At 66.8% G+C, this 17,351-nt stretch carries 14 protein-coding genes; 10 read left to right on the top strand and 4 right to left on the bottom strand.

What is annotated here, in order from left to right:
* Positions 1–23: 23 nt before the first annotated feature.
* From MRS60_RS21965 to MRS60_RS21935, 7 genes are all read left to right on the top strand, one after another.
* The gene (locus MRS60_RS21965) at positions 24–764 is read left to right on the top strand and encodes a helix-turn-helix transcriptional regulator (RefSeq protein ID WP_243566670.1); all 741 of its coding nucleotides are present in this window, start codon (positions 24–26) and stop codon (positions 762–764) included.
* 164 nt (positions 765–928) lie between these two features.
* On the top strand, positions 929–2,431 hold the full coding sequence (locus MRS60_RS21960; protein ID WP_243566669.1) for an aldehyde dehydrogenase family protein: 1,503 nt from the start codon (positions 929–931) through the stop codon (positions 2,429–2,431).
* A 70-nt stretch (positions 2,432–2,501) separates the two neighbouring features.
* A complete protein-coding gene (locus tag MRS60_RS21955) occupies positions 2,502–3,842 on the top strand; it encodes an aspartate aminotransferase family protein (protein ID WP_243566668.1) in 1,341 nt (446 codons plus the stop codon).
* 252 nt (positions 3,843–4,094) lie between these two features.
* Positions 4,095–5,597, top strand: coding sequence for an APC family permease (locus MRS60_RS21950; protein WP_243566667.1), 1,503 nt, complete (start codon positions 4,095–4,097; stop codon positions 5,595–5,597).
* Complete coding sequence (locus tag MRS60_RS21945) at positions 5,594–6,181, top strand: DUF3156 family protein (protein ID WP_243566666.1); 588 nt, start codon at positions 5,594–5,596, stop codon at positions 6,179–6,181. Before MRS60_RS21950 ends, MRS60_RS21945 begins: the two co-directional genes overlap by 4 nt.
* A 68-nt stretch (positions 6,182–6,249) precedes the next feature.
* Positions 6,250–7,188 carry a helix-turn-helix domain-containing protein gene (locus MRS60_RS21940; RefSeq protein WP_034180446.1) on the top strand — a complete coding sequence of 313 codons (939 nt, stop codon included), beginning with the start codon at positions 6,250–6,252 and terminating at the stop codon, positions 7,186–7,188.
* Positions 7,189–7,344: 156 nt separating this feature from the next.
* Entirely contained in the window at positions 7,345–8,553 is a 1,209-nt protein-coding gene (locus tag MRS60_RS21935) for a porin (protein WP_243566665.1), read from the top strand.
* Between the two features lie 44 nt (positions 8,554–8,597).
* Here MRS60_RS21935 and MRS60_RS21930 read toward each other — a convergent pair whose 3' ends face one another.
* The 4 genes from MRS60_RS21930 to MRS60_RS21915 all read right to left on the bottom strand — a co-directional run bounded on the left by MRS60_RS21930 (position 8,598) and on the right by MRS60_RS21915 (position 13,907).
* Positions 8,598–9,602 (bottom strand): fimbrial protein, encoded by a 1,005-nt coding sequence (locus tag MRS60_RS21930; RefSeq protein ID WP_243566664.1) that lies wholly within the window; start codon positions 9,600–9,602, stop codon positions 8,598–8,600.
* 50 nt (positions 9,603–9,652) lie between these two features.
* Positions 9,653–12,274 (bottom strand): fimbria/pilus outer membrane usher protein, encoded by a 2,622-nt coding sequence (locus tag MRS60_RS21925; protein ID WP_243566663.1) that lies wholly within the window; start codon positions 12,272–12,274, stop codon positions 9,653–9,655.
* A gap of 233 nt (positions 12,275–12,507) precedes the next feature.
* On the bottom strand, positions 12,508–13,251 hold the full coding sequence (locus MRS60_RS21920; protein WP_131946521.1) for a fimbrial biogenesis chaperone: 744 nt from the start codon (positions 13,249–13,251) through the stop codon (positions 12,508–12,510).
* 92 nt (positions 13,252–13,343) lie between these two features.
* Complete coding sequence (locus MRS60_RS21915) at positions 13,344–13,907, bottom strand: fimbrial protein (protein ID WP_131946522.1); 564 nt, start codon at positions 13,905–13,907, stop codon at positions 13,344–13,346.
* Between the two features lie 417 nt (positions 13,908–14,324).
* Here MRS60_RS21915 and MRS60_RS21910 point away from each other — a divergent pair, with 417 nt between their 5' ends.
* Genes MRS60_RS21910 through MRS60_RS21900 form a run of 3 tightly spaced genes read left to right on the top strand, consistent with a single transcriptional unit; the run spans position 14,325 to position 17,324 of the window.
* Positions 14,325–15,563 (top strand): ABC transporter substrate-binding protein, encoded by a 1,239-nt coding sequence (locus MRS60_RS21910; RefSeq protein ID WP_243566662.1) that lies wholly within the window; start codon positions 14,325–14,327, stop codon positions 15,561–15,563.
* A 34-nt stretch (positions 15,564–15,597) separates the two neighbouring features.
* The gene (locus MRS60_RS21905; protein ID WP_131946524.1) at positions 15,598–16,467 is read left to right on the top strand and encodes a carbohydrate ABC transporter permease; all 870 of its coding nucleotides are present in this window, start codon (positions 15,598–15,600) and stop codon (positions 16,465–16,467) included.
* Complete coding sequence (locus tag MRS60_RS21900) at positions 16,464–17,324, top strand: carbohydrate ABC transporter permease (RefSeq protein WP_243566661.1); 861 nt, start codon at positions 16,464–16,466, stop codon at positions 17,322–17,324. Before MRS60_RS21905 ends, MRS60_RS21900 begins: the two co-directional genes overlap by 4 nt.
* Positions 17,325–17,351 lie beyond the last annotated feature (27 nt).

Raw genomic sequence — 17,351 nt, 5'->3', positions numbered from 1 at the left:
TTCGCCCGCCAGCCGATTCCTCCATGCCGACCCCATCCGTTCCCGCCGACCATGACGCCGCCGACTGGCAACGCGCGCTGCGCGTGTGCGTGGACGCGTTCGACGCGTTCGCGAGCCCGTCCGCGATCGTGTTCTACCGGCTCGACCAGAGCGGCGAACCGGCCGATTTCGAGCTGTTCGGGATGCCGGAGTCGATGCATCGAACCTATGTCGCGCGCTACCGGATGCTCGATCCGCTGCATCCGTCGCGTTGCGCGGCGGGCGAGCGCGCGGTCGTCACGCTCGCTTCCCAATTGCCTGACGAAAGGCGCGAGGCGTCCGCGTACTGGACCCGTTTCCTGCGCCGGCACGACGTGACCGACGTCGTCGAGATCTGGCTGCGCGACGCGGGCCGCACGGTCGGCGCATTCTCGTTGCTGCGCTTCGGGATGGGTGAAGCGGGCGGCGGTGCGGCTGGAAATAGCACGGCGGGCCGGTTCGCACCGGGCGAGATCGATGCGCTCGCGCGACTGCAGCCTGTCGCCGAAGCCGCACTGAGCCCGCAACTGCGCGCGCGGCGCGGGATTCACCGGATCGGCTGCGAGGAAAGGCTGACCTATCGCGAGGAACAGATCGCGCGCCTCGTGCGCGACGGCCGTTCGAACAAGGAGATCGCGCGCGATCTCGCGCTCGGCCAACCGACCGTCAAGACGCACCTGATGCGTATGTATCGCAAGCTCGGCGTGTCGAATCGCACCGAGCTGGTCGGGGCGCTGTTCCTGTAACGCCTTCCGTTCGCGATTACGCGGTCCGTTGTTTGCGACTGCACGCGCCTCCCTAACGCGCTGCCAATTTGCGCTCACCGAGCGCGATCCCTCGTCGATACAGTGGTCCGACGCCCGCGTGCCCACGCGCACGCGGTCCAGCCACGACAATCCTCGAGACGCTTATGAGCAACACGAATTTCGTCGCCGTCAGCGACACCGTGCGCACCTTCGTTGCGCGCGATTTCGGCCTCTTCATCGACGGTGAAATGCAGCCCGCGCACGCGACTGCCCGGCTCGACGTGTACGACCCCGCGACGGGCGAGCGGCTCGCAACGGTCGCGGATGCCGACGAGCACGACGTCGACCGCGCGGTCGCCAGCGCGAAGCATGCGTTCGACACGCGCGTGTGGAGCGGCCTGCGCCCGGCCGACCGCGAGCGCATCCTGCTGAAACTCGCCGACCTGATCGAACGCGACGCCGAAACGCTCGCGCAGCTCGAAACGCTGAACCAGGGCAAGTCGATCCACGTGTCGCGCGCGATCGAGGTCGGCGCGAGCGTCGAATACGTGCGCTACATGGCCGGCTGGGCGACCAAGATCACCGGCCAGACGCTCGACGTGTCGATCCCGTTCCCGCCCGGCACGCGCTATACGGCCTATACGCGCAAGGAGCCCGTCGGCGTGGTCGCCGCGATCGTGCCGTGGAATTTCCCGCTGATGATCGCGGTGTGGAAGCTGATTCCCGCGCTCGCGGCCGGCTGCACGATCGTGCTGAAGCCGTCGCCGGAAACGCCGCTCACCGCGCTGCGTCTCGCCGAGCTCGCGCGCGAAGCCGGCGTGCCGCCCGGCGCGTTCAACGTCGTCACGGGCGGCCGCACCTGCGGCGCCGCGCTCGCGAGCCATCCGTCGATCGCGAAGATCTCGTTCACGGGCTCGACCGCGACCGGCAAGCTGGTCGGCGCGGCGGCCGTGCAGAACATGACGCGCTTCTCGCTCGAACTCGGCGGCAAGAACCCGATCGTGATGCTCGACGACATCGACGTCGCGCAGGCGCTCGACGGCGTCGCCGCCGGCGCGTTCTTCAACCAGGGGCAGGTGTGCGCGGCCGCGTCGCGCATCTACGTGCATCGCAGCAAGTTCGCGCAGCTTGCGGACGGCCTCGCGGGCGTCGCGCAGTCGATGAAGCTCGGCGCGGGCCTCGACACGACCGCGCAGATCAACCCGCTCGTCTCCGCGCACCATCGCGACAAGGTCGTCCAGCACATCGAAGGCGCGCGCCGCGCCGGCCTCACGTTCCTTGCGGGCGGCACGCCGGCCGACGACCTGCCCGGCTATTTCGTGAAGCCGGCCGTGATCGCCGATCCGCATCCGGACTGCGCGATCGTGCGCGACGAGGTGTTCGGCCCGGTGATCGTCGTCGTGCCGTTCGACGACGCGGCCGACGCCGTGCGCCTCGCGAACGCGTCGCCGTACGGCCTTGCCGCGAGCATCTGGAGCAACGACCTGAAGCGCGTGATGAACCTCGTGCCGCAGATCGAAGCCGGCACCGTGTGGGTGAACTGCCATATCCCGCTCGACCCGTCGATGCCGTTCGGCGGCTACAAGCAATCGGGCATCGGCCGCGAGTTCGGCCAGTACGCGATCGAAGGCTTCACCGAAACCAAATCCGTCTGCATCGCGCACTGACGCGCGGCGCGAACCACGACCCTTGACCCCGAACGACCCAAGTTCAAACGATCCGACAGTGGAGACTGCAATGAGCTACAACGAAGCAAAATTCTGGCATCCGATGGTGCACCCGAACGAAATGAAGCAGCGCAAGCCGATCCGCATCGTGCGCGGCGACGGCTGCTACGTGTTCGACGAACAGGGCCGCAAGCTCGTCGACGGCGTCGCGGGCCTGTGGAACGTGAACGTCGGCCACAACTGCCAGGAAGTGAAGGACGCGATCGTGCGCCAGCTCGACGAGCTCGAATACTTCCAGCTGTTCGACGGGATCTCGCATCCGCGCGCGGAAGAGCTGTCGAAGAAGGTGATCGACATGCTCGAACCGGAAGGGATGCGCCGCGTACTGTACAGCTCGGGCGGCTCCGACGCGATCGAGACCGCGCTGAAGATCGCGCGCCAGTACTGGAAGGTGCGCGGCCAGGCCGATCGCACGAAGTTCATCTCGTTGAAGCAGGGTTATCACGGCACGCACTTCGGCGGCGCGTCGGTGAACGGCAACACGGTGTTCCGCCGCAACTACGAGCCGAACCTGCCCGGCTGCTTCCACGTCGAGACGCCGTGGCTGTACCGCAACCCGTTCACGCAGGACCCGGAGGAACTCGGCCGGATCTGTGCGGAAATGCTCGAGCGCGAGATCCAGTTCCAGAGCCCCGACACGGTCGCCGCGTTCATCGCGGAGCCGATCCAGGGCGCGGGCGGCGTGATCGTGCCGCCGGCGAACTACTGGCCGCTCGTGCGCGAGGTGTGCGACCGCTACGGCGTGCTGCTGATCGCCGATGAAGTCGTGACGGGCTTCGGCCGCAGCGGCAGCATGTTCGGCAGCCGCGGCTGGGGCGTGCGCCCCGACATCATGTGTCTCGCGAAGGGGATCTCGTCGGGCTACGTGCCGCTCGGCGCGACGGCCGTGAACGCGCGGATCGAGGACGCGTTCGCCGCGAATGCGGACTTCGGCGGCGCGATCATGCACGGCTACACGTATGCGGGCCATCCGGTCGCGTGCGCGGCCGCGATCGCGAGCCTCGACATCGTCGTCAAGGAAGACCTGCCGGCAAATGCGGCGAAGCAGGGTGCGTATCTGCTCGAGGCGCTGCGGCCGTTCGCGGAACGCTTCGCGGCGGTCGGCGAGGTGCGCGGCAAGGGGCTGATGCTCGCGCTCGACCTCGTCGCGAACAAAGAGACGCGCGAGCCGATCGACCCGCTGTCCGGTTATGCGAACGCGGTCGCGGAAGTCGCGCGAGAGAACGGCGTGCTGGTGCGGCCGGTCGGTACGAAGATCATCCTGTCGCCGCCGCTCGTGATCCAGCGCGAACAGCTCGACCGGATCGTCGACGCGCTCGCGGCGGGCTTCGAGGCCGTGCCGTTCGCGTGACGGAATGACGGCATGAGCGCGTGACAGTGTGACCGCAAACCGGCGGTGGGCAGCCTCGCCGCCGCCGGTTTGCCGATTTGCGCTATGACCGGTTTATTTTGCCTGCGTATTTTTTCGACATCGGATCAAGTGTGATCGACAGGAGACCCGGGTGCCGAAGCGCTGAAGCTCCGCCCCCGGGCCGATCGTGAAGCATTCGACTGGAGCAGGGGCCGAAGCGCCGGCACCGGTCGACAAAGGAAGGAGACAACGATGTCGGGATGGTCAGGAGTTACCGGCGCCGCGAGCGATACGCCCGCCGGCACGCCGGCCGAAGCGGGCGGCGGCACGGCGCTGAAGGCGGGTGCGGTCGGTTTTCCGACCGCGCTGGCGAGCGCCGTCGGCCTCATCATGGCAAGCCCGGTGATCCTCACCGCGACGTCGGGCTTCGGGATGGGCGGCTGGGCGTTCGCGGTCGCGATGATCATCGCGTTCGTGATGATGCAGGCGCAGGCGACCACGTTCTCCGAAGCCGCCGCGATGCTGCCGACGGCCGGCTCGGTTTACGATTACCTGTCGTGCGGGCTGGGCCGCTTCTGGGCGATCACCGGCACGATTTCCGCGTATTTCCTCGTGCACGTGTTCGCCGGCACGGCGGAGACGATCCTGAGCGGCATCATGGCGCTCGTCAATTTCGAATCGCTGAACGCCGCGTTCGAGAAGCACAACAGCTCCTGGCTCGTCGGCGTCGGCCTCGTAATCACGTTCGCGATCACCAACATCATCGGCATCAAGGTGTTCAGCAAGCTCGAGATCGTGCTGACGGCCGGCATGTGGCTGTCGCTGATGATCTTCGGGATTCTCGGGCTCGCGGCCGCGCCGGCCGTGCATCTCGACGGCTGGTTCGGCGGCTCGGAAGTCGGCACGTCGGTGCCGGCCGTGCTGTCGCTGGTCGGGATGGCGATGTTCATGTTCGTCGGCTGCGAGTTCGTCACGCCGCTCGCGCCGGAAATGAAGGCGCCGGGCCGCACGATCCCGCGCGCGATGACGATCGGCCTCGTCGGCGTCGCGATCTGCATGTTCCTGTACGGCGCGGCGATCCGCCGTCAGGTCGCGAACGTGCCGGTGAGCCCCGACGGCCTCACGCACCTGCTCGACACGCCGGGCGCGATTCCCGCGTTCGCGCTGCAGGTGCTGGGGCCCTTCGGCCGCATCTGGTTCGGCATCGCGTTCCTGTTCGCGGGCGCCGCGACGATCAACACGCTGATGGCCGGACTGCCGCGCATCCTGTACGGGATGGCGATCGACGGCGCGCTGCCGCGCTGCTTCGCGTACCTGCATCCGCGCTTCAAGACGCCGGTGGTCGGCATCGTCGCGGCGGCCGTCGTGCCGATCTTCCATGCATGGCTGATCAACGGCAATCTCGACAGCATCCTGCACCTCGTGCTCGCCGCGACCTGCGCGTGGGGCACCGCGTATCTTCTCGTCACCGCGTCGGTCGTGATGCTGCGCGTCCGCCGCCCGGACCTGCCGCGCCCGTATCGTTCGCCGCTGTTCCCGCTGCCGCAGATCGTGTCGAGCGTCGGCATCGTGCTCGCGATCTGGTACATCACGCCGCCCGGCATGAACGCGCGCGACATCTACGTGCCGTTCGGCGCGATGCTCGGGCTTACCGCGCTGTACGCGCTGTTCTGGACGCTGGTCGTGCAGCGCCGGCATCCGTTCAAGCCGGTGCCGGTCGAGGAAGTGCTGCGCAACGAGCACGTCGCGTCGTGAGGGCCGCGCTCGCCCGGTGGCGCGCGGCGCCCGATGCGCCGCCGCCCGGCCACCGGCCCGGCGCGATCGCCGCGCGCGTGCTCGCTGACCTGCATGCCGTGCGCGATACCGACGGTGTGGGCAGTCCGACGGTAAGGCTGCCGAACGGTGTGTGCGTAAACGTCGAAGAGCACGTCGAGTGCCAGTTCCTGATGCATACGGTCAGCGTGAAGGTGGCGGTGACCGTATGCGGCCCGGCCGCGCAGGGCCGCGCCCGTGTGCGGCAGACCGGCTGGCTGCGCCGCACGGGTATCGACGCGGCGCCCGCGCCGGGATGCGACCCCGGATTCGTCGCCACGGTGGCTGCGCTGGTTGCCGAGTCGTCGCTGGCCGACGCGCTGCGGCCGCTGCACCTGACCGACTGCGCGATCGACGCGCGCGACGGCCGCTGGACGCTCGCGATCGTGCCGTTCGGCGGCAGCGAGGTCGTGAACCGGATGCCGTCGTTTCGCCGCTACGTCCGGCTGACCGGCGAGCAGGCCGCCGCGCTGTCGGCGGCCTGTCTTGCATTCGAAACGGCACTGCGCAGGTTTTTGCGCGGGTAAGCTGTGGCGTTGCGGCGGGGCGAACGCCTCGGTCGCATCCAGGAATCAGGGTTTTACCGGAGGCGCCGATGTTGTTCCAGTCACGCTCGCACGAAGACGTGCACGACCACGGGCTCGCGATCGCGGGCTGGCATCAGGTCTACCGCCAGATGACGCCGGGCCGCTTCAGGGGCACGGTCACGCAGGTGCTGTACGACGATTTCCACTTCTTCCGCGAAACGACCAACCGGCGCGTCGCGCAAACCGGGCTCGCGCCGGCCGGGCGCACGTCGCTCGCGGTGCCGCTGTCCGTGCCGCTCGCGGGCACGTTCCAGGGCCAGCCGGTCGACGGTTATGCGCTGCTCGCGCTGCGCGCCGGCGAGGATTTCGAATTCCACACGCCGGAAGGGATGGGGCTCGTCGGGATCAGCGCGGCGTCCGACATGGTCGACGAGCTGTGCGAGGCCGAATTCGGCGCGGCCGGCGCGCGCAAGCTGCGGCACGTGACGCGGCTGTCCGACGCGCAGGGCGTCGCGCTCGGCGTGCGGCTGTCGTCGCTGATCGACGATGCGCAGCGCGACCCCGGCCACCTCGAATATGCGGCCACCCGCAAGATGTTCCGCGACGCGATGCTCGGCATGTTCCTCGATGCGCTCGAACAGGGCATCGGCGTCGAGCGCCGCGACATCACGCATGCCACCTACAGCGACATCGTGAGCCGCTGCGAGAAGCATCTGCGCGACCGGCCCGAAGAACCCGTCACCGTGCTCGAACTGTGCCGCGCGCTGCGCTGCAGCCGCCGTACGCTGCAAACCAGCTTCCAGCGCGTTGCCGACGTCACGCCGGTCGGTTATCTGCGCACGATCCGGCTGAACGCGGTGCGGCGCATGCTGCGCACGACGCCGGTACAGCAGCTCGGCGTCGGCGAGGCCGCCGCGAGCTGGGGTTTTACGCATCTCGGCTATTTCGCGCGCGAGTATCGCGACCTGTTCGGCGAGCTGCCCTCCCAGACGACGCGTCCCGACTGACGCACGCGCACCGCGACGATACCGTCGCGGGCAGCGCGATCCACCGTTTGCCGATTTGCGATAGAGGTCCTGAATTTTCGCTGGATAGAGTCCCGTCACTCATATCGACAACATCATCGGTTTGCACTGCGAATCGACGACACCAGAGGACGGGACATGAAGATCGGACGACGACTGGCCGCGGCCGCGGCTACGCTGGGTTGCATGCACGCACACGCGCAGACCTCGGGCAGCGTGACGCTGTACGGCACCGTGGATACCGGCATCATCTACTCGACGAACCAGCAGTTCACGCGTGCCGACGGCAGCACGGGCGGCGGCCATGCGTGGCAGATGGGCGGCGGCAACCTCGTGCCGTCCCGCTTCGGGTTCCAGGGCGCCGAGCCGCTCGGCGGCGGGCTCGACGCGGTGTTCACGCTCGAGCAGCAGTTCCTGTCCGCGAACGGTCAGGCGCTGCAGGGCGGCACCGCATTCAGCCGGCAGGCGTGGGTCGGGCTGCGCCAGGACGGGATCGGCACGCTCGGCCTCGGCCGGCAATACGACTCGTACACGGACATGCTGGGCGCGTATGTGTCGAGCAACAACTGGGCGACGCCGTACGGCTCGCATCTCGGCGACGTCGACAACCTGAACGCCGCGTTCAACTTCAACAACGCGGTGAAGTTCACCAGCGCCGATTTCAACGGCCTCACGTTCGGCGGTACGTTCAGCTTCGGCGGGCAGGCCGGCGATTTTTCCGCGAAGCGCGGTTATGCGGTGGCCGCGACGTATACGCGCGCGCCGGTGGCGTTCTCGGTCGGCTACCTCGACCTGCACCAGCCGCTCGATGCGGCGCTCGGCGGCGCGAGCGGCTATATCGGCGATTTCGCGTGCAGCAATCCGGGCGCGATGTATTGCCTGCTGCAGGACGCCGGCTCGATGCGCGCGTTCGGCGCGGGCGGCTCGGTGACGTTCGGCGCGGCGACGGTTGCGCTTACCTATACGCATACGCGCCTCGGCGACAGCCGCTATTTCTCGACCGCCGCACAGCCGCGCACGCAGGCGTTCACGTTCGACATCGGCGAGCTGAACGTCACGTACATGTTCACGCCCGCGCTGCAGGGCGGCGTCGCGTACATCTTCAACGCCGCGCATACCGACGGGCGCGGCACGACGCGTTTCCACCAGCTGAACGTCGGCACGAACTACAGCCTGTCGAAGCGCACGGCGCTGTATGCGGTCGCGATCGGCCAGATCGCGAGCGGCACGGGGCTCGGCACCGATACGAACAGCAACGCGGCGAACTACGCGCAGATTCCGGTGCTCGCGAACAGCAACTCGAGCCGGCAACTGGCGGTGATGGCCGGGATCCGCGTGAACTTCTGACGGGGCGACGGAACCGACGATACCCGGCGTGGCTGCACGCTCGATCAGTTATAGGACATCGTGAACGTGAGGATCGCATTCGCGCTCCCGGAGCTGATCGTCTGGCTCGTGCGGTAATACGCGGCTTTCATGGGTAATGCGTACGAGCCGCCGGTCGGCGCGACATTGATCGGATAGGGCGAGTCGAACCGGAGTGCCGCGCCGTTCTCGTCCATCAGCTTGAGTGCGAACCCGCGCGCGGTGGAATCGTCGCTCAGCGCAACGACGCCGGCCGCCGCGTCGAGCACGCCGTTGGGCGCCTTGAACTGATAGGTGATCTTCGAGATGCCGGCCGGACAGTTGTTGGCCGCCACCTTGAAACTGACCGGGTTGGATGTTGCGCCGACGCTCTTCATGTCGGCCGCCCGCACGGTGCCCATGTCGACGGTCACGTCCGGGGTTTTGCACGATAGCGCGGCGAAATTGAGGCTGCCTATCGCCTGGACGGTCAAATACGCGTTGCCGCGCAGTTCGAACGAGGCGGTGGGCAGGTCGGTCGCCTCGATGGTTCCACCCGATACGGGGCCCGTCGCAACGAATACGTATGTAAATGTAGTACCCGCACCCATACCCCAGACTGAACCTGCCTTCACTGTGATGCTGGATTGATAGGGAAATGGATCTGTGCTGCTCCCGTAAAGGAACTTGACACCGACGCCGGGCAGGTTGGTCGGATAAACCTTGTCTGAGGTCGGCGGAAGATGGGGTGTTGAAGAGAGTTTTCGGTCGAGAACCATCGTGCCCGCTGTGGAGCAGGACGCGTAGTCCAATCTCTCGGCAAGTGTCATTACCATCTTCCCCAGTTCAGTCCCGACGGCAACGTCGCGCGGAACGTTGATCGTGCCCGACAGCGGCACCATTCCGTAAACGGGCGTTTGGGAAATGACATTGCATTCGGCATGCGCGCCGAACGCCGCGAGCAGCAGCAGGCACGGCGCGAGCATCCGCATTGCGCGGCTGCGGGTTTGCCGATTCCGGTTCGGGGTCCATCGCAAGTTCAGCATCTTCATGGGTGTTCTTTCCGTTTGTCTGGTTGGTCGGCGCACGGCCTTCGAATGGGTCAGTGGGCCGCGACGGTCGCGTCGGGCACGCAGGCGCCCTTGATCGTCTGAAAGCCGGTCGATTTCCGTTCGCTCTTCGCGACCGGCAATTCGTATGTGAGACGACAGGCGGAGAGACTGTCGTCGCCCCATTTCACCGTCAGTGAGCCGTTGTCGTCGATCCCGCGCACGAAGATCCGGCTCGCCTGACCGACGACGCCGACCTGCTTGCCCGTCGCGTCGTAGACGCTTGCACCGAACGGCAGCGGCTTGCCGTCCGCGCGGCGTGCGCGGATCAGCATCGAACGCCCCGTTTCGGTCGCAAACCGGAGGAGCGGCACGGCGCCCGCGCGCGGCGCAACCTGCTGGCTCGTTTCCTTCAACTCGACGTCCATCGAAATACCCTTCGGATCGATCTCGACCGTGTTGAGGTTGTACGGCGTCAGGTACGGCACGATCGCGTAGCCGCGGCTGTCGATCCGCGCGCCCGATGCGTTCGAGATGCGTGCGCCGGCGGCGCCGGGGGCCTCGACGATCGCGAACGTTTCCGACAGCGGCTGCGACAGCGTGACGCCGCCCGGATGCGCGACCACCGCACCGCGAATGCCGATCGAGCCCTGCTGGTAGTCGGTGCTGGCGCCGACGCTCGCATTCAGTTCCGCGAAGCGCGCGCGATACGCGACGTTTGCGCCACCGTTGGTCGACGTGCTGCCCGAGCCGGAGGCGTGATCGACGTTCAAGCCGTACGACAGGGCGTTGTCTTCGCCGAGCGAGCCGGACAGCGCGGACTGGACCCGGCTGCGGCCGAGCGAGTCATGCGTGATGTTGGTCGACAGCATCATGGGGCGCGTGCGGCCGAGCGGGATCGTCACGCCGGCGTAGTAGAGCGTGCTCATGTTGCCGCCGGCGCTGCGCTGGCGCGTCGCGCTCAGGTTGTACGAGATGTTCCTGAACGTGTTGTTGTAGCCGACCGAGTAGTTGACGTCGGAGCCGGGGCGATTCCAGTAGGTCGACGCGGACGCCGTGACACTGAGCTGCCCGCCCTTTTCCCCGAGCCGCTGGCTGAGCGTCAGCGACGCGCGATTGCGCTGGCGCCAGACGTCGTCGAGCCGGCCGCCGTCCCGCACGGTGTCGCGCGCGAGCATCGCGTCGTTCAGGTTGAAATAGCCGCTCGTCGAGTATCGGTACGCGGCAAGCGCGACGTCGGTGCCGGTCGCGAGGATCGATTTCGAGTAGCTCACGCGCAGGCTCGAACCGTGGAAGCGCTTGACGCCGGGAATCGACGTGGCGGCGTGCGTGAAGTCAGCGCCAAATGCACCGATCGACGTATTGAGCGCCGCGCCGACCATCGCCGCGGCGTAGCCGGCCGCGACGGTCACGCCGCCATAGCCGGTCACCAGGTTGGTCAGGCCGCGCTGGTACGTAGCTTGCGCGAACAGCGGGTTGCTCGTGCCCTGCTGGTTGCGCAATGCGCCAGCGGTAAAGCTGTAGCGGCCGATGCCGGGCCGCAACGATAGCGGGACCGCCGCATACGGCACTGCGAACGTATGCACGGAGCCATCGGCTTCCGTAACGGATACGTTCAGGTCGCCGCCATAGCCGGTCGGATACAGGTCGTCGATCTCGAATGCGCCGGGCGCAACCGTCGTCTCGTAAATCGTCACGCCGTTCTGGCGAATCGTCACCTGCGCATTGCTGTTCGCGACGCCGCGAACCGTGGGTGCATAGCCGCGCAGGGAATCGGGCAGCATCCGGTCGTCGGATGCCAGTTGCACGCCGCGGAACTGCGCCGAGTCGAAGAGTTCGCCGGACGTATAGCTTTCGCCGACGACGAGCTGCGACGACAGCGACGGCAGGTCGCGCTGCAGGTAGGTGGCGATATCCTGGTACTGGCTGCCTCCGGGCGACGACCACGTATAGGAGCCGTTGTGGCGGAAGTGCCAATTGCCGATGTTCACGCCGCCGTTCAGGCCGAGATAGCCCTGCATCTGACTTGCGCTGCCTTGATGCTTCGAACCGTAGAGATTGAGGCTGTAGCCGAGCATGCCCATCGGCACGCCTGCATCCCACTGATCGGGATCGACGTAGCCGCGCGGGGTGCTGGTGAGCGATGCCTGCGGAATGCTCAGCGTGAGCGTCTGCTCGGCGAAATCGAACGACGCGCTCGCGTCGTGCACGACCTGACCGATGCGCCGGCATTCGCCATCGACGGCGAGTTCGGCGACGAGGTCGGGCGGCAGCTTGCGAAAGTCGATGCCGATGCGTTTCAGCAGCCGCGCGTCGAAGCAGGGCTGAGCGTCTGGTGTACCTTCGGCTGTCTTGAACGGCACGTCGTAGCGTCCGACCCAGTTCGATCCGGCGTGGATGTCGACGCTATAGACGCCCGGCGGCGTGACGTTGCCGCGCCCGTATCGCGTCACGTCCACTTTCTGGCCCGGGCGGCTGCTCAGGAATCCGGGATCGAATTCGACCTGGGCGAAATCGACGTGCGCGACCCGCGCCTGCGCGGCCCGCGCGGGGGCCGCGACGTCGGCGTGACCGGCGTCGGACCATGCCGCGAGGCTGGACAGGATCAACAGGTAGATTGCTTTGGGACGCGGGTTGTTCGCCGCGTCACGGTGCGCATGTCGAATCGAGGTCATTCCCCGTGCACTCCTGGTGTTGTTTGCATTGCCACGGCGCGCATTTCGGCCCCGCCCGGCGTCGAAGCGGTGGGGTGCACGGATCCGGCGGCGGGAACGGCCGGCGTGGAGTTGGGATCGGAAATGGGCTGGCGCCTTGCCAACCCGTCAGCTCGCTCGAGCTGGAAATCCGGAACCGGGCCCGGCGGCGGGAGACGCCGACGGCGGGCCGAATTGGTGTGATCGCCTGTGGATCAGGGTTTTGAAGAAACAGGTTGCTCGTTGTCGACTGTCGCACCCCAGTCGTCGATGCTGCCGAACTCGACGGTGGCGTTCGCGGCCGGGAGCGCGGCGAGGCCGTTGACCGGGAACCGCTGCTGGCCGCCAGGGAGGATGTAGCCCATCCCTGCGTCATATTTTTGGCCTACCGACTTCAGCGCGACGTTGCCGAGGTTGACGACGTACGGCGTGGGGTTCGTCGCCTGCAGCGCATAGCGATTGCCTTCGGCGGGGACGATGCGCCATTCGAGCTGCTTGCGGGCGGTGTTCGCGCTGCCGGGCAAGCCGGACGGGCGGAACATCACCTTGATGCGCGAGCGGAACGCGATCTGGATGTGATTGCGATCGTCGCCGGCCGATGCCTTCGGCGGAATTTCAAGCACGTTGAGCCAGAACAGCGATTCCTTGTCGGCCGGCAGCGGCTCCTTGGTGTAGATCAGGCGCAACGTCTGGCCTTTGCCCGATTCCATTCGGAACATGGCGGGCGTCAACGTAAACGGGGCCTCGATGTCGTCGGGCGATGCATTCTGTTCGCCGTTGTCGATCCATGCCTGCACCAGTGCGGGCGCCTTTCCTTCGTTCGTGAGCTTGATCGTGACTTCGCGCTCGGTGGAAGGAAACACGACACGCGTGCCCGAGATCACGATGCCCGCGTATGCGTGCGATGTCATCAGGGCGGAAAACAGTGCGAGGATTGGAAGCGACTTGAAGATTTTCATGGCGGCTCGATGATTGGATTCATGTTTTCGCAAATGGATGTGCGGCGAGAGGCCGTAGCCTTCCACGGGAAGGCTACGGATTCGCGCATGACTTACTGGTAAGTCAGCGAGTACTGCACCTTCGAATTGGCGGAGCCTGCGGCGGCTTTGCCGGTTGCGTAGTACTCGGCGAAGTAGTTCAGCTTCGCGCTGCCATCGGCTGCAATATCGATGACCTGGGAGCCTTGGCTGCCCATCGCGCCGAGATGGATCGGCGTCAATGCGTCGTTCAGCACGTTGATCTGAACGTTCTGCGCCGCCGGCTGTTCTTCCGTGCCGGCGTCGAGCTTGAGACGGCCGGATGCCTGGTCGACGTTCGAGCCCGACTCGAACACGGCGCTGACCTTCGTCGGATTGCCGGCGCCCGTCGCGCACCCTTGCAACGACAGCGTGAACGGCGTACGGCCTGCCGTCGAACCCGGTGCTTCGAGTGTGTTGGCGCCGACGTGCGGAAGCGCGACAGCCACATTGCCGCCGTTGTCGACCTTGCAGGTCGATGCCATGACATTGCCGGTGAAGGTGATCGTGCCGTCGGATGCGTGTGCCGCCGAAGCAGCCGCGAGGCCGGCCGACACGACGAGGAGGGAGAGCAGTTTGCTGTTGGTCGCGATCTTCATTGATTTTTTTTCCGAGAGGAAAGGAGGTTTGAAATAGTGAAATGGAAATGCGGTTCAGATGAATTGCATTCCGGAAATGATTATCTCGATTTATGAGAAAGTTGTTTATTGGACGAGTACTAGATTATTTAATTGCCGAATAGGACGCGTACTAATTCAAATTAAGACGAGTATTGGGGCGGGTACGGGAATGTCATGGGACTGGTTCGATATCGCGCAACCGATCGCAGCCAGGGAGCGGTCGATGTCGTGCCCCGCGGGAATGCGGACCTACGGGCCGCCTCGGCGCGCTGCCATAAATTCTTAACGATCGGCGTGAACAATGGCGTTCGCTTCAGGCAGCCGGAAGCGTCGCCCGCGTTGCACACGTGTGCAACGCCCGGCTGTCCCGCCACCACGCCGAACGAGAGAGACCTCATGACCTTGCTGAGCCGCCTGCGCGCGCTGTCCGCCGCCCTTGCGCTGTCCTTCGCCGCCACGCACGCCGTTGCCGCGGATCTCGTCATCGCAGGCCGCGACGACATCTACGGCAAGGGGCTGGCCGACGCCGTCGCCGGCTTCAACAAACTGCACCCGGGAACCGAGATCGAGCTGCTCAAGCTGCCGAACGCGAACCTGTACCAGAAGCTCAAGCTGTCGATGCGCGAAGGCACCGGCGGGTACGACCTCGTGATGATGGACGACACGTGGGCGCCCGAATTCATCGGCAACGGCTGGCTGAAGCCGCTGCCGGCGTCGCTCGCGGACGCCGATCTCGTGCCGTCCGCCGTCGCGCTCGGCCGCAACGCAGCCGGCGCGCTGTATGCGCTGCCGATCGTCGGCAACATCGAGATGTTCGCGTACCGCAAGGACCTGCTCGCGAAATACAAGCTGCAGCCGCCGCGCAACTGGGACGACGTGCTGAAGATCGCGCAGACCGTCGGCGGCGCGGACAAGAGCGTGTCGGGCGTCGTGTTTCGCGGCACGAAGGGCAACCCGGTCGTGACGGGCTTCCTGCCGATCCTGTGGGCGTACGGCGGCGACGTGTTCGACCATGCCGGCAACGTGACGATCGATTCGCGCGAGGCGCAGGCCGCGCTGAAGACGTTCCTCGCGCTGAAGGCGTCCGCGCCGAAGGACGTCGACGTGTACGGCGCGGCGGAAGTGCGCGATGCGCTGCAGCGCGGCACGGCCGCGCAGTCGATCGAGGTGTGGCCCGCTTGGGTGCCGGCGCTCGACGATCCGAAGCAGTCGCGCGTGGTCGGGCAGATCGCGCTGCAGCCGCCGCCCGGGCAGACCGCCGGCCCGGCACCGATGCTCGGCATCTGGCAGATGGGCATTCCGAAGGACGCGCCGCATGCGAAGCTCGCGCAGGACTTCCTGGCTTACCTGAGCTCGCGCGACACGCAGACGCGCCTCGCCGGCATCGGCATTCCGCCGACCCGCCGCAGCGTGTTCGCCGATCCGGCGCTGGTGCGCCAGTACCGCTGGTATCCCGATCAACTGAAGGCGCTCGAGGCCGGCCGTGCGCGACCGCGCGTGAAGGACTGGCAGCAGGTGGAAAGCATTCTCGGCGACCAGCTCCAGCTCGCGCTGACCGGGCAGGCTGCGCCCGACACCGCGCTGCGTCAGGCGCAGCAGAAGATCGCACAGGCGATGGCCGCGGCCGGCAAGTGACGGCCCGCCTCGATACGCCGCCCGGAACCCGCGCATGAAAGCCTTCGGCCGCAGCCTGCCGTTCGTCGCGCTGCTCGGTCCCGCGCTGCTGGTGCTCGCCGCGCTCGCGCTGTATCCGGTCGCGCAGGTGCTGATCGACTCGTTCTGCCGGGTCGACTACGCGGCCGGCCGCCGCGCGTTCGCGGGGCTCGCGAACTATCGCGCGGTGCTCGGCGACGACGCGTTCACGGCCGGCTTCGGCAACACGCTGCGCTTCACGATCGTCGCGTCGCTCGCCGAGGTCGCGCTCGGCTTCGGCCTCGCGCTGCTGTTCGTGCGTGCGTTTCCGGGGCGGCGCATCGCGCTGCCGCTCGCGATCCTGCCGATGATGCTGTCCACGCTCGTGTGTTCGGCGATCTGGCGCAACTGGCTCAACTTCGACGGATTCCTGAACAAGTTGCTCGCGGCGTTCGGCATCGAAGGCGTGCGCTGGCTGTCGGATCCGCATCTCGCGCTGTGGTCGCTCGCGCTCGTCGACGTATGGCAGTGGACGCCGATGGCGTTCCTGATCGTGCTGGCCGGGCTGCAGTCGATTCCGACCGAACTGTACGAAGCCGCGCGCACCGACGGCGCGAGCGAGTGGCAGTGCCTGCGCGACATCACGCTGCCGCTCGCGGCGCCGCAGATCGGCCTCGCGCTGCTGCTGCGCTCGATCGACACGTTCAAGCTGTTCGACAAGGTCTATGCGCTGACGGGCGGCGGCCCCGGCAACGCGACGCAGACGCTGTCGACCTATATCTACGACACGGGCTTTCGCTTCTTCAACGTCGGTCCGGCGAGTGCCGCGTCGGTGCTGATGCTCGCGGCGTCCGCGCTGCTGGTCTCGGGGTATGTATGGAAGACGGTTCGCAAGCGGCGCGCATGACGGCGCAACCCGCTGGCATCTCACGCGCGCGAGCGGGCGCCGCATTCGGTCGCGCGATGCCGTGGGCGCTGCGCAGCGCCGCGCTCGCGCTGTTGCTGCTGCCATGTCTGTGGATGGCCGGCGCGGCCTTCATGCCGACGCTCGAACGGCTCGATCATCCGTTGCGGATCTGGCCGGCCGCGCCGACCTTCGAGCATTTCGCGTCGGTATGGTCCAACGGCATCGGCGCGCCGCTCTTCAATTCGCTGCTGGTCGGATTCGGCACGACGCTGCTCGCGCTGGCGCTTGCGTTTCCGGCTGCGTATGCGCTCGTGCGGCTGCGGTTTCCGGCGAGGCTCGACCTGCTGTTCCTGGTGCTCGTGCTGGCGTTGAAACTGATGCCGCCGATCACGATCGCGGTGCCGCTGTTCGCGCTCGCGAAGCGGCTGCACCTGCTCGATTCGACGCTCGGCCTGATGCTTGCGTATCAGATCTACGCGTTGCCGATGGCGATCTGGATGCTGCTCGCGTTCGTGCGCGACGTGCCGGTCGAATACGAGGAAGCGGCATGCATCGACGGCGCGGGGCTGGCCCGACGGCTCGTGCAGATCGTGCTACCGCTGTGCGCGCCTGGGCTGATCGCGACCGCGATCTTCGTGTTCATTGCCGCATGGAACGAGTTCCTGATCGCGCTGCTGTTCGTGTCGACGCCGAGCCGCTTCACGCTGCCGCTCGCGATCGCCGGTTATGTGACGGAGAACGGCATCGACTGGGGCGACCTGATGAGCGCGGGGCTGATGGCGTCGCTGCCCACGCTGGCCGTGGCCGGTTATGTGCAGCGCTACCTGTTGCGCGGGTTCGCGGGCGGGTTGAAGTGATGCGCGGCAACGCCGCGCCCGATTTCA

It is taken from the genome of Burkholderia pyrrocinia (assembly GCF_022809715.1).
Taxonomy (GTDB): Bacteria; Pseudomonadota; Gammaproteobacteria; order Burkholderiales; family Burkholderiaceae; genus Burkholderia; species Burkholderia pyrrocinia_C.
Note: the sequence above shows the minus strand (reverse complement) of the source record. Positions and strands in the feature narration are given on the sequence as shown.

Excerpts from the sequence above, each read along its gene's own strand:
- MRS60_RS21965 (WP_243566670.1), top strand. The coding sequence starts at position 24 with ATGCCGACCCCATCCGTTCCCGCCGACCATGACGCCGCCGACTGGCAA.
- MRS60_RS21960 (WP_243566669.1), top strand. The coding sequence starts at position 929 with ATGAGCAACACGAATTTCGTCGCCGTCAGCGACACCGTGCGCACCTTC.
- MRS60_RS21955 (WP_243566668.1), top strand. The coding sequence starts at position 2,502 with ATGAGCTACAACGAAGCAAAATTCTGGCATCCGATGGTGCACCCGAAC.
- MRS60_RS21950 (WP_243566667.1), top strand. The coding sequence starts at position 4,095 with ATGTCGGGATGGTCAGGAGTTACCGGCGCCGCGAGCGATACGCCCGCC.
- MRS60_RS21940 (WP_034180446.1), top strand. The coding sequence starts at position 6,250 with ATGTTGTTCCAGTCACGCTCGCACGAAGACGTGCACGACCACGGGCTC.
- MRS60_RS21935 (WP_243566665.1), top strand. The coding sequence starts at position 7,345 with ATGAAGATCGGACGACGACTGGCCGCGGCCGCGGCTACGCTGGGTTGC.
- MRS60_RS21930 (WP_243566664.1), bottom strand. The coding sequence starts at position 9,602 with ATGAAGATGCTGAACTTGCGATGGACCCCGAACCGGAATCGGCAAACC.
- MRS60_RS21925 (WP_243566663.1), bottom strand. The coding sequence starts at position 12,274 with ATGACCTCGATTCGACATGCGCACCGTGACGCGGCGAACAACCCGCGT.
- MRS60_RS21920 (WP_131946521.1), bottom strand. The coding sequence starts at position 13,251 with ATGAAAATCTTCAAGTCGCTTCCAATCCTCGCACTGTTTTCCGCCCTG.
- MRS60_RS21915 (WP_131946522.1), bottom strand. The coding sequence starts at position 13,907 with ATGAAGATCGCGACCAACAGCAAACTGCTCTCCCTCCTCGTCGTGTCG.
- MRS60_RS21910 (WP_243566662.1), top strand. The coding sequence starts at position 14,325 with ATGACCTTGCTGAGCCGCCTGCGCGCGCTGTCCGCCGCCCTTGCGCTG.
- MRS60_RS21905 (WP_131946524.1), top strand. The coding sequence starts at position 15,598 with ATGAAAGCCTTCGGCCGCAGCCTGCCGTTCGTCGCGCTGCTCGGTCCC.
- MRS60_RS21900 (WP_243566661.1), top strand. The coding sequence starts at position 16,464 with ATGACGGCGCAACCCGCTGGCATCTCACGCGCGCGAGCGGGCGCCGCA.